The following is an 11831-nucleotide window of genomic DNA, read 5'->3' on the forward strand; positions in this document are numbered from 1 at the left end:
AATAACGCATGAGGCTACCCTGTAACCATCACTTCTGGCAACATTAAGCCCTAAATTTTCAGCAGGTGGAATATGGCTCGCGCAAAACTGAAATTCCGGCTTCATCGCGCCGTGATTGTCCTGATCTGTCTCGCACTGTTAGTCGCATTGATGCAAGGGGCATCGTGGTTTAGCCAGAATCATCAGCGGCAGCGCAACCCGCAGTTTGAAGAGCTGGCCCGTACCCTGGCGCGTCAGGTGACGCTCAACGTTGCGCCCCTGATGCGCAATGAAACGCCGGACGATAAGCGGATAGGCCAGGTCTTGCGTCAGCTCACGGAAAACAGCCGCATTCTGGATGCGGGCGTGTACGATGAAAAAGGCGACCTGATTGCCCGCGCCGGTGAGCACGTCGACGTGCGCGACAGGCTGGCGCTGGACGGCAAAAAAGCCGGAGGCTATTTCAACCAGCAGATTGTCGAACCCGTTCAGGGTAAAAATGGCCCGCTGGGGTATCTGCGCCTGACGCTGGATACCCACACCCTGCCAACAGAAGCTAAGCAGGTGGATAACACCACCAATATTCTGCGCCTGATGCTGTTACTCTCGCTGGCGATTGGCGTCGTGCTGGCGCGCACGTTGCTTCAGGGCAAGCGTACCCGCTGGCAGCAGTCGCCGTTCCTGCTGACCGCCAGCAGGTCGGTTCCCGAAGACGAAGAGAGCGAGAAGAAGGAATAGTGATAAAGTAGGCGAAAGATATGGAAAAGGAACTCTGCCATGACGACGTTACGCCTGCTTATCTCTGACTCTCACGATCCCTGGTTTAATCTCGCGGTTGAAGAGTGCATCTTCCGCCAGATGCCCGCCACCCAGCGCGTCCTGTTTCTCTGGCGTAACGCCGATACGGTGGTCATCGGCCGCGCGCAAAACCCGTGGAAAGAGTGCAACACCCGGCGTATGGAAGAGGACAACGTCCGTCTCGCACGCAGGAGCAGCGGCGGCGGCGCGGTGTTTCACGATCTGGGCAATACCTGCTTTACCTTTATGGCGGGAAAACCGGAATACGACAAAACTATCTCTACGTCTATTGTGCTCAACGCGCTCAATGCGCTCGGCGTGACGGCTGAAGCCTCGGGGCGGAACGATCTCGTTGTCAAAACGCCCGAGGGCGACCGCAAGATCTCCGGCTCCGCCTACCGCGAAACAATGGATCGCGGGTTCCACCACGGCACCCTGCTGCTGAACGCCGACCTGAGCCGTCTGGCGAACTACCTTAATCCTGATAAGAAAAAGCTCCAGGCTAAGGGCATTACCTCCGTGCGCGGACGCGTGGCGAATCTGGTGGAGCTGCTGCCGGGGATTACGCACGAGCAGATTTGCGACGCGATCCGTGAAGCGTTCTTTGAACATTACGGCGAGCGCGTGGATGCGGAAGTGATTTCGCCGGATAAGACCCCGGATCTGCCCAACTTCGCCGAAACCTTTGCACGCCAGAGCAGCTGGGAATGGAACTTCGGCCAGGCCCCGGCGTTTTCACACCTGCTGGACGAACGTTTTACCTGGGGCGGCGTGGAGCTGCACTTTGACGTGGAGAAAGGCCACATTACCCGCACGCAGGTGTTCACGGACAGCCTCAACCCGGCACCGCTGGAAGCGCTGGCGGCCCGCTTGCAGGGCTGTTTGTATCGGGCGGATATGCTGCAGCAGGAGTGCGACGCGTTAATGGGGGATTTCCCGGAACAGGAACAAGAGTTGCGGGACTTATCGGCATGGATTGCGCAGGCAGTACGCTAGTAAAAAAGCCCGCTGGCGCTGCGCTTAGCGGGCCTGGAAAACCGTAGGCCGGGTCAGGCGAAGCCGCCACCCGGCACAACAGCTCTTACTCTTTATCGCCCAGCAGAACGGATTCCAGCGCGATTTTGATCATGTCGTTGAAGGTGGTCTGACGCTCGGCAGCGGTGGTCTGCTCGTGGGTACGGATGTGGTCAGACACGGTGCAGATGGTCAGCGCTTTCGCACCAAACTCAGCCGCCACGCCGTAGATACCCGCCGCTTCCATTTCCACGCCCAGGATGCCGTATTTTTCCATCACATCGAACATGTCGCCTTCTGGCGAGTAGAACAGATCGGCAGAGAACAGGTTGCCCACGCGTGCGTCAACGCCCAGCGCTTTTGCCGCGTCAACCGCGTTACGCACCATGTCAAAATCAGCGATTGCCGCAAAGTCATGATCCTTAAAGCGGATGCGGTTAACTTTCGAGTCGGTACACGCGCCCATGCCGATCACCACGTCACGCAGCTTAACGTCCATACGCACCGCACCGCAGGAGCCTACGCGGATGATTTTCTTCACGCCGAAATCGGTGATCAGCTCTTTGGTGTAGATGGAGCAGGACGGGATACCCATGCCGTGGCCCATAACGGAGATTTTGCGGCCTTTATAGGTACCGGTGAAGCCCAGCATGCCGCGAACGTTGTTCACTTCACGCACGTCTTCGAGGAAGGTTTCTGCAATGTGCTTCGCGCGCAGCGGGTCGCCCGGCATCAATACGACGTCAGCGAAATCACCCATTTCTGCATTAATGTGAGGAGTTGCCATCTTCAGTTCCTTTTACATTGTTGTTTTTGCCGGGTGGCGGCTACGCTTTACCCGGCCTACATTCTGTTCTCCCTCTCCCTGTGGGAGAGGGCCGGGGTGAGGGCATCAGGCCGCACCCAATCCGTTTAGAACATGGCCTTGCCATATTCCATGTCAGACGTACCAAAGTATTTCGCAATGGTCTGGCCGATGTCCGCGAAGGTTTCACGGTGACCCAGCGAGCCCGGCTTCACTTTCGGGCCGTACACCAGTACCGGAATGTGCTCACGGGTGTGGTCGGTACCGGTCCAGGTTGGGTCACAGCCGTGGTCTGCGGTCAGGATCAGAATGTCATCTTCCCCCACCAGCTCCATCAGCTCCGGCAGACGGCGGTCAAACAGCTCCAGGCCCGCAGCATAACCGGCTACATCGCGACGGTGGCCCCAGGAGGAGTCGAAGTCCACGAAGTTGGTGAAGACAATGGTCTTATCGCCTGCTTCTTTCATCTCTTTGATAGTGGCATCGAACAGCGCATCCAGACCGGTCGCTTTCACTTTTTTGGTGATACCGCAGTTGGCGTAGATATCCGCTATTTTGCCCACGGACACCACGTGACCGCCCTTCTCGTCGACCAGCTTCTGCAGCACGGTTGGCGCCGGTGGCTCAACGGCCAGGTCGTGACGGTTACCGGTACGCTGGAAGTTACCCGCTTTGTCGCCGATAAACGGACGTGCGATTACGCGGCCAATGTTGTAGCCGCCTTCGGTCAGCTCTTCACGGGCGATTTCGCACAGCTCGTAGAGTTTATCCAGGCCAAACGTCTCTTCGTGGCAGGCAATCTGGAACACGGAGTCAGCAGAGGTGTAGAAAATCGGCTTGCCGGTTTTCATGTGCTCTTCGCCGAGCTGATCCAGAATCACGGTGCCGGAAGAGTGGCAGTTACCGAGGTAGCCCGGCAGGTTGGCACGCTTCACCAGCTTATCGAGCAGCTCCTGCGGGAAGCTGTTCTCGTGATCGGAGAAGTAGCCCCAGTCAAACAGCACCGGCACACCGGCGATTTCCCAGTGACCGGAAGGGGTATCTTTCCCGGAAGAGAGCTCGTGCGCCCAGGCGTAGGCGCCCACCACTTCCGCGTTGCCGTCCATACCGGCTGCGATTTTACCGGTAGAGCCTTCATGTGCTTTTACCAGCCCGAGGCGGGTCAGGTTAGGTAGAGTCAGAGGGCCTTTACGACCATTGTCCGCTTCGCCTTTTGCACAGGCTTCCGCGATGTGACCCATGGTATCGGAACCCACGTCACCAAAACGTTCTGCATCTTCGGTTGCGCCGATGCCGAATGAGTCCAGCACCATAATAAATGCACGTTTCATAATTGTTCTCCGTACTTAGTGCTTCATAAAAATGCGATCAGATCAGTATACCGCTATTCAGTGATACGACGATAGACCGTCGGTGTGGTTTCCGGTGCTTTATCGTCAAGAGATATTGCCGCTTTCACCGCTTTCGCCGCGTCCTGCCAGCTGGCTTCGTCTTTCGCGTGGATCACCGCCAGCGGACGTTGGCCGTCGACGCTATCGCCCAAACGGGCCATGTCGGTAAAGCCGACGCTGTAATCAATGGTGTCCGATGCCTGACGACGACCGCCGCCCATAGATACAACAGCCATGCCAAGCGCGCGGGTGTCCATGGCGGAGACAAAACCTTCGCCATCCGCATAAACAGCTTTGCTGAGCATCGCGGTTGGCAGGTATTTCGCGTAGTTTTCGACGAAATCGGTCGGGCCTTTCTGCGCCGCCACCATGCGGCCAAAGATCTCCGCCGCTTTGCCGTTGTCCAGCACCGCCTGCAGTTTCGCGCGGGCGTCCGCGTCGTCTTTGGCCAGCTTGCCGGAAATCAGCATCTCCACGCACAGCGCCATGGTGACATCGAACAGGCGCGGGTTACGGTATTCACCTGTGAGGAACTGCACGGCTTCGCGGACTTCAACCGCGTTACCGGCGCTGGAGGCCAGCACCTGGTTCATGTCGGTCAGCAGCGCGGTGGTGCGCACGCCCGCGCCGTTGGAGACGCCAACGATCGCTTCGGCAAGCTGAGCAGAGAGTTCATAGGTCGGCATAAACGCGCCGCTGCCCACCTTCACGTCCATCACCAGCGCGTCCAGCCCTTCCGCCAGTTTTTTGGCGAGGATAGAGGCGGTGATCAGCGGGATGGAGTCTACGGTGGCGGTAATATCACGCGTCGCGTAAAAACGCTTGTCTGCCGGAGCAAGAGAGCTGGTCTGGCCGATAATCGCCACGCCAACGTCTTTAATAATATCGCGGAAGCGATTGTCATCCGGGAAGATATCGAAGCCCGGAATGGCTTCCAGTTTGTCGAGCGTACCGCCGGTGTGGCCCAGGCCGCGCCCGGAGATCATGGGAACGTAACCGCCGCAGGCTGCCACCATAGGGCCGAGCATCAGCGAAGTCACATCGCCCACGCCGCCGGTGGAGTGTTTGTCCACAATCGGGCCGTTAAGGTTGAGGCTTTTCCAGTCCAGAAGGGTTCCTGAATCTCGCATCGCCATGGTCAGCGACACGCGCTCAGGCATCGACATATCGTGGAAGAAAATGGTCATCGCCAGAGCCGCAATCTGCCCTTCTGAGACGGTGTTGTCACGAATGCCGTTGATGAAGAAGCGAATTTCTTCGTCGCTTAAAGCAAGACCATCACGTTTTTTACGAATAATTTCTTGTGCGAGAAACACGGTAACCCCCATGCGGAATCGGGTGAATGGCGGCGGGTACGCTTACCCGCCCTGCGATCCTGTAGGCCGGATAAGCGAAGCGCCATCCGGCATTGTCTGGCAATCAGTAGCTGCTTGCGCTCTTACCGTCGCCGTGACCCAGCGCCTTCAGCAGGCTGGCCAGCAGGCTGGACGCGCCGAAGCGGTAGTGGCGGGAGTCAGCCCACTCAGCGCCAAACAGTTCGTCGGCAATCGCCAGGAACTGCTGCGCGTCTTCCGCGGTACGTACGCCGCCCGCAGGCTTGAAGCCCACGGTTTTGGATACGCCCATATCGCGGATAACTTCCATCATGATGCGCGCGCTTTCCGGGGTCGCATTGACCGGCACTTTACCGGTAGAGGTTTTGATGAAATCCGCACCGGCTTTGATGGAGATTTCTGACGCCTTACGAATCAGCGCCTCTTCTTTCAGCTCGCCGGTTTCGATGATCACTTTGAGCAGCACGTTTGCCGCCGCACACGCGTCTTTACAGGCTTTCACCAGGTCAAAACCGACCTGCTCGTTGCCGGCAATCAGCGCGCGGTACGGGAACACCACGTCAACTTCGTCTGCGCCGTAGGCAATTGCCGCGCGGGTTTCCGCCAGCGCAATCTCAATGTCGTCATTGCCGTGCGGGAAGTTAGTCACGGTTGCAATGCGCACGTCCGGCGTGCCCTGCTCTTTCAGAGTTTTGCGGGCAATCGGGATAAAGCGCGGGTAGATACAGACGGCGGCGGTGTTACCCACTGGCGTTTTTGCCTGATGGCACAGGGCGATGACTTTTTCATTGGTGTCGTCATCGTTCAGGGTGGTCAGGTCCATCAGCTTCAACGCGCGCAGGCTGCTTGCAGTTAAATCGGTCATAACATTCTCCAACGGCAGTGCCGTATAAATTTTACCTTGCGGGTCTGTGAGTATTCTAACATTCACCCGCATCCACACTTCGACATTCATCACAGTTAATGAAAACTGCGTACAAATTTGCATTACTGTAATGAGATCTTCTTCAAACTTTAGCGTGCAAATTGCTGACTAAAGCAGCGATACCCCTTGTTGGATCAAAAGCGCCGGCAGGCTGGCTTCCTACAATCCGTTCATCATCCGCAGAACATTCAAGGAAGTGAACATGCCCGACGCCCTGCAACAACGTTGCCAGCACATTGTGACAAGCCCGGTGTTAACCCCGGAGCAAAAACGTCATTTTCTGGCGCTGGAAGCGGAAAATTATCTGCCCTACCCGACGCTATCTCCGGCCGCCCGCGCCGCGCTGGACGAGGGGTTTATCTGCGACATGTACGAAGGCCATGCGCCCTACAAACCGCGCTACGTGCTGCCGGATTATGAAAAATTCCTGGCTAACGGTTCGGAATGGCTGGAGCTGGAAGGCGCGAAAGATCTTGATGACGCCCTCTCTCTCTTAACTATTCTCTACCACCATGTTCCTTCAGTGACATCAATGCCGGTCTATCTGGGGCAGCTTGATGCGCTACTGAACCCGTATGTTAGAATTCTAACACAAGAAGAAATCGATAGCCGAATAAAACGTTTCTGGCGCTATCTCGACAGAACGCTGCCCGATGCGTTTATGCACGCCAACATCGGGCCCGCCGACGGCCCTGTCACCCGTGCCATTCTGCGTGCAGATGCTGAACTGAAGCAGGTTGCGCCCAATCTGACCTTTATCTACGATCCTGAGATCACCCCAGACGATTTACTGCTTGAGGTGGCAAAAAACATTTGTGAATGCAGCAAACCGCATATTTCAAACGGCCCGGTGAATGATAAAATTTTCACAAAAGGCCGTTTTGGCGTGGTGAGCTGTTACAACTCTCTGCCGCTGGCGGGCGGTGGCAGCACCCTGGTGCGCCTTAACCTCAAGACAATCGCCGAACACAGCACATCCATTGACGACTTCTTCACCCGCACGCTTCCGCACTACTGCCAGCAGCAAATCGCCATCATCGATGCGCGCTGCGATTTTCTGTACGGGCAATCCGGCTTCTTTGAGAATAGCTTCCTGGTGAAAGAGGGGCTGATTGATGCCGATCGGTTTGTGCCGATGTTTGGCATGTACGGTCTTGCCGAAGCGGTGAACGTACTGTGTGAGAAAGCAGGCATGGCGGGGCGTTACGGGAAAGACGAGCAGGCCAACGCGCTGGGTTATCGCATCAGCGAACAGCTTGCGGCGTTTGTTGAAAATACGCCGGTGAAGCACGGCTGGAAGCATCGCGCGATGCTGCACGCCCAGTCAGGCATCAGCTCCGATTCGGGCACCACGCCGGGGGCGCGTCTGCCGTACGGTGACGAGCCGGATCCTGTCAGTCATCTGCTGGCCGTAGCGCCGCACCATAAACACTATCATTCCGGGATCAGCGATATTTTAACGCTGGATGAGACGGTAAAACGCAATCCGCAGGCGGTGGTTCAGCTTTGCCTGGGGGCGTTCAGGGCCGGTATGCGTGAGTTCACCGCGAATGTGGCCGGTAACGATCTGGTACGCGTGACCGGCTATATGGTTCGCTTGTCGGATCTGGAGAAATACCGGGAAGCGGGTTCAAGAACGAACACCACGTGGCTGGGGGAAGAGGCCGCACGCAATACCCGTATTCTGGAACGTCAGCCGCGCGTGATAAGCCATGAACAGCAGATGCGCTTTAGTTAGTCAGGTCATCCCCTTCTCCTGCGTGGACGGGCCGGGCAGCCGCCTGGCGCTGTTCCTGCAGGGCTGTAACCTGCGCTGCAAAACCTGCCACAATCCGTGGACCATCGGGCGCTGCAACGACTGCGGGGACTGCGTGCCCCACTGCCCGCACGACGCGCTGACCATTCAGGCCGGACGCGTCTGGTGGCAGGAGAGTCACTGCCAGCAGTGCGACACCTGCCTGCGCCTGTGCCAGCAGCAGGCCACGCCCATGGCGCACCGCCTGAGCGTCGACGAGATCCTCGTTCAGGTCCGTAAATCCGCGCCCTTTATCGAAGGGATCACCGTGAGCGGCGGCGAAGCCACAACCCAACTGCCGTTTTTGATCGCCCTGTTTATCGCGATCAAAACCGATCCTGAGCTACATCATTTAACCTGCCTGGTAGACAGCAACGGTCTGCTAAGCGAAACCGGCTGGCAAAAACTGCTGCCGGTGCTGGATGGCGCAATGCTGGATCTCAAAGCGTGGGGGAATGAACATCACCGCTTCCTGACCGGACGCGAAAACCCGCAGATTAAGGAGAGTATTCGCTGGCTGGCAGACCGTCACCGTTTGACGGAGCTCCGCTTGCTGGTCATCCCGGAACAGTGTGATTATCTGGAACATATCAAACCGTTGATCGCGTTCATCTTCGAGCTGGGGAATGTTCCGGTGCGTATTAACGCGTTTCATGCACACGGAGTTTACGGCGAGGCGGCGTCATGGCGTAGCGCCACGCAGGAGGATATTGAACCGCTGGCGCGGGCGCTGGAAAAACAGAAGATAACGGTGATTCGTCCGGCGCTTTATCTATAGCGTGATACCAAAAACCGCACGGGTATTTTCGAGCAGCGCGCTGGCAATGACCTCTTCAGGTTCCTGACGCAGTTCGCACAGCACGTCAAACACCCGCGCCGCCTGTTCCGGACGATTCGGCTGCCCCTGAAAACCATTCAGCGGCATATCGGGGGCATCCGTTTCCAGTAACAGCGCAGAGAGAGGCAGCTGCGCCATTACGTCACGGGTTTTACTGGCGCGCGGATAGGTGATGGTGCCACCGACGCCAATTTTATAGCCCAGTTCAATAAAACGCTGCGCCTGCTGCAGGCTGCCGGAAAAACCATGCACTACGCCTCGTCGCGGCAGGTCGATGCGCTTCAGGTGCATCGCCAGTTTGTCATGAGTGCGTCGGGAGTGGAGGATCACCGGCAGATCGTGACGTTTTGCCAGCCGAAGCTGCGCGTCGAGGATCGTCTGCTGGCGTTCAAACTGCGGATCTTCGCGATAGAGATCGAGGCCGATCTCGCCGATGGCGACAAGTTTCTCTCCTGCACGTTGCAGCACCCGATCCAGCTCTTCAAGATGCTCATCACGATGGCGCTCAATCACAATCGGATGCAGGCCGAGCGCGGCATAAAGCGCGGAGTATCGCGCGGAAAGCTCCAGCACGCGGGTAAAATAGGCGGCTTCAACCGACGGCACAATGATGGCCTGCACGCCGGCTTCGGCAGCTTTCGCAATGCTTTGCGTTTCATTCCCCGTAAACGGCGGGAAATCAAAGTGGCAGTGGGTATCAACAAAGCGGAGCGTCACGCCAGATCCTCGTTATCTAATAAAGCGTCATTCGCCTGCGGAATGTCCACCAGCGGCATGGTCAGGGCGTCATTGGCGACAATTGCAGGTGGCGTAATAATGCGTTTATGGCGATGCAGAGGCGGTTGCTCGGCCAGCATTTTCCCGACGGTCGCCAGGAAGTAACGCCCGCACAGCCGCCCCGTTTTGTAATCCATACGCAACGCAGGCAACCGGCTGCCCAACGCCATACTCAGCAGCGGCTTAGGCGGATAAATTTCAAAGATGCGCAGCTTGCCCGGGGGTTTTTCAATAAAGCGCTGCATCGCGCCGTAGGTGGTTTCATGCTGCTTCGCGATGTTCACCAGCGGCTGCAGGCTGCTGTCGCCCAGCCAGCGCTCCATCCGCTTAAACCACTGGGGGGTGTAATACATTTGCGACGGAACGGTACGGATCACCACGATAGTTTTCGCCCCGCGTCGCGCGGCTTCCTGCACCGGCACCGCGTCACTGATGCCGCCGTCCAGATAGCTGATGCCATCCAGCAGCGCGCCGGTACGATAAAAACCGGGAATGGCGCTGGAGGCGCGGATGATGTCGAGCCAGTTCTCCTTCTGCGGTGAGAAATAGCCCGGCGAATAGTCATCCCCCCGGCTGGCGCACATCCAGAATTCTTTGCCGCTATCAAACAGGCGGGCAGCGGTATCCATGGCCAGCGGCATCTGGCTGGAGGTCGACTCCAGCAGCCAGTCGAGATCGATCAGGTTGCCGCCGCGCACGAAGCGCACCGGGTTAAAAAATTCTTTCGCCGTGGTGAAGCGCATGATCACTTTTCGCGCGTAGCCGGGCTGGTTACAGACATACGCAGAGAGATTCTGTGCCCCGGCGGACGTGCCGAAGTAGAGGTCAAACGGGTTGAACTGCGCGCGCATAAATTCATCCAGCACGCCGGCGGTGAAAATGCCGCGCTGTCCTCCCCCCTCGCAGACCAGTGCGAGTTGACCCGCACTAAACGGTTTTAACGTCAGCGGCGCAATATTGCCGAGCGTAACGGGAATTCGTTGCCCCACCTCTGCTTTCCTGTTTTGATTATTTTATCACTCCACAGTAACGCACCCGACCTGTAACGCAAATAAGAAAAAGCCAGTCGCAGTGACTGGCTTTATTTTGTTGAAGGAATATTGCGTTTGCTACGGACGTCTACGACCCGTAAACAGGCTGACCAGGAACAGAATAATACCGACGACGAAGACAATTTTAGCTGCCCATGCCGCTGTACCTGCCAGACCACCAAAGCCCAATGCGGCGGCAATTAACGCGATAACCAGAAATATAATGCCCCAACGAAACATAAGCTTCTCCTTTACCATAGTTAATGTCGGCCGCTAAACGTGAGCGCTCAGGTCACTCACCGGCGTTTTTCCAGAGTCGTTCTTATTTCGCCCGCAGGGTTAAACCTTACGGGCGAATGGTCCAGAATTACTTCGTTTTCAGATCGTTTTTAACGCTTTTAACACCATCAATGGCTTTCGCAATTGACTCGGCGCGTTCACTTTGCGCCTGTGAATCAACCGTACCGGAAAGCTGAACCACGCCATCGGTGGTTTCCACTTTCACCTTACGAGACGGCACGATGTCATCTGCTAACAGTTTAGCTTTGATTTCGCTGGTAGTAGCGGCATCACCGGCATAACCTTTCACCGAGGCGTTTTTACCGTCGCGAACGTGCAGTTTATCGCTCACGGATGCGACACCTTCGACACCCTTCGCCACCTTCACAGCCTGTTCGGCCTGGGCCTGGCTTTCAACAAAGCCACTCAGGGTAACGACCTTTTTGTCGGTCTTAACGGAAATATCGGTGCTCTTGATGGCTTCATCATCCACCAGTGCGGCTTTCACTTTTGCTGTGATAGAGCTGTCGTCCATGAAATTACCGACTTTATTCATAGAGCTATCGATTTTTTGCCCTGCGGTGTCGGCCGTGGACTGTGCTTTATCCATGGTGCTGCTTTCCGCCAGGGCGGAACCGCTAACCAGAACGCTACCCAGTGTTACAGCCAGCAGAGTTTTAGAAATCTTCAGTCTTGTCATATTCATCGATGTATTCCTGTGTTTACCCGTTATTCGGGCTAAATACTTCCTTAGTAGTTTTATATATCGCGAATAAACACACGGGTGAAATGGAGAACCAATCGACATGCATTGAACAGTTAATTCATCCATGCCCGGTGCTAAACACTGAGTTAAATATAGATC

The 11831-nt window shown here is 56.6% G+C and carries 12 protein-coding genes; 4 read left to right on the forward strand and 8 right to left on the reverse strand.

Annotated features, from left to right (window positions below):
* Positions 1 to 72: 72 nt before the first annotated feature.
* Both IM294_RS10135 and lplA read left to right on the forward strand, forming a co-directional pair.
* Positions 73 to 717, forward strand: a complete 645-nt coding sequence (locus IM294_RS10135) for a YtjB family periplasmic protein (protein ID WP_028015443.1) — start codon at positions 73 to 75, stop codon at positions 715 to 717.
* A 39-nt stretch (positions 718 to 756) separates the two neighbouring features.
* Positions 757 to 1773 carry a lipoate--protein ligase LplA gene (lplA, locus tag IM294_RS10140; protein WP_028015442.1) on the forward strand — a complete coding sequence of 339 codons (1017 nt, stop codon included), beginning with the start codon at positions 757 to 759 and terminating at the stop codon, positions 1771 to 1773.
* Positions 1774 to 1858: 85 nt separating this feature from the next.
* On the opposite strand, the gene deoD is transcribed toward lplA, so the two are convergent.
* From deoD to deoC, 4 genes are all read right to left on the reverse strand, one after another.
* Positions 1859 to 2578, reverse strand: a complete 720-nt coding sequence (gene deoD, locus IM294_RS10145) for a purine-nucleoside phosphorylase (RefSeq protein ID WP_003856538.1) — start codon at positions 2576 to 2578, stop codon at positions 1859 to 1861.
* 125 nt (positions 2579 to 2703) lie between these two features.
* Complete coding sequence (gene deoB / locus IM294_RS10150) at positions 2704 to 3927, reverse strand: phosphopentomutase (protein ID WP_028015441.1); 1224 nt, start codon at positions 3925 to 3927, stop codon at positions 2704 to 2706.
* Positions 3928 to 3980: 53 nt separating this feature from the next.
* Positions 3981 to 5303, reverse strand: a complete 1323-nt coding sequence (gene deoA, locus IM294_RS10155) for a thymidine phosphorylase (RefSeq protein WP_126817876.1) — start codon at positions 5301 to 5303, stop codon at positions 3981 to 3983.
* Positions 5304 to 5406: 103 nt separating this feature from the next.
* Positions 5407 to 6186, reverse strand: a complete 780-nt coding sequence (deoC, locus tag IM294_RS10160; RefSeq protein WP_032644972.1) for a deoxyribose-phosphate aldolase — start codon at positions 6184 to 6186, stop codon at positions 5407 to 5409.
* 262 nt (positions 6187 to 6448) lie between these two features.
* Between deoC and IM294_RS10165 the strand changes: the two genes are divergently transcribed.
* Together IM294_RS10165 and IM294_RS10170 are read left to right on the forward strand one after the other, a co-directional pair.
* Positions 6449 to 7984 (forward strand): YjjI family glycine radical enzyme, encoded by a 1536-nt coding sequence (locus IM294_RS10165; RefSeq protein WP_126817878.1) that lies wholly within the window; start codon positions 6449 to 6451, stop codon positions 7982 to 7984.
* Positions 7959 to 8819, forward strand: coding sequence for a YjjW family glycine radical enzyme activase (locus tag IM294_RS10170; RefSeq protein WP_126817880.1), 861 nt, complete (start codon positions 7959 to 7961; stop codon positions 8817 to 8819). The genes IM294_RS10165 and IM294_RS10170 overlap by 26 nt, the downstream gene beginning before the upstream one ends.
* Here IM294_RS10170 and IM294_RS10175 read toward each other — a convergent pair.
* From IM294_RS10175 to osmY, 4 genes are all read right to left on the reverse strand, one after another.
* The gene (locus IM294_RS10175) at positions 8814 to 9596 is read right to left on the reverse strand and encodes a TatD family hydrolase (protein ID WP_126817882.1); all 783 of its coding nucleotides are present in this window, start codon (positions 9594 to 9596) and stop codon (positions 8814 to 8816) included. The genes IM294_RS10170 and IM294_RS10175 overlap by 6 nt on opposite strands.
* Positions 9593 to 10645 (reverse strand): patatin family protein, encoded by a 1053-nt coding sequence (locus IM294_RS10180; protein ID WP_032644971.1) that lies wholly within the window; start codon positions 10643 to 10645, stop codon positions 9593 to 9595. Before IM294_RS10180 ends, IM294_RS10175 begins: the two co-directional genes overlap by 4 nt.
* Before the next feature lie 120 nt (positions 10646 to 10765).
* Positions 10766 to 10927 carry a DUF1328 domain-containing protein gene (locus IM294_RS10185; RefSeq protein WP_003856556.1) on the reverse strand — a complete coding sequence of 54 codons (162 nt, stop codon included), beginning with the start codon at positions 10925 to 10927 and terminating at the stop codon, positions 10766 to 10768.
* Between the two features lie 127 nt (positions 10928 to 11054).
* Entirely contained in the window at positions 11055 to 11672 is a 618-nt protein-coding gene (gene osmY, locus IM294_RS10190) for a molecular chaperone OsmY (protein WP_028015434.1), read from the reverse strand.
* Between the last annotated feature and the right edge of the window lie 159 nt (positions 11673 to 11831).

Origin of the sequence: Enterobacter cloacae complex sp. P43RS (assembly GCF_014930585.1) — a bacterium.
Classification (GTDB): Bacteria; Pseudomonadota; Gammaproteobacteria; order Enterobacterales; family Enterobacteriaceae; genus Enterobacter; species Enterobacter bugandensis.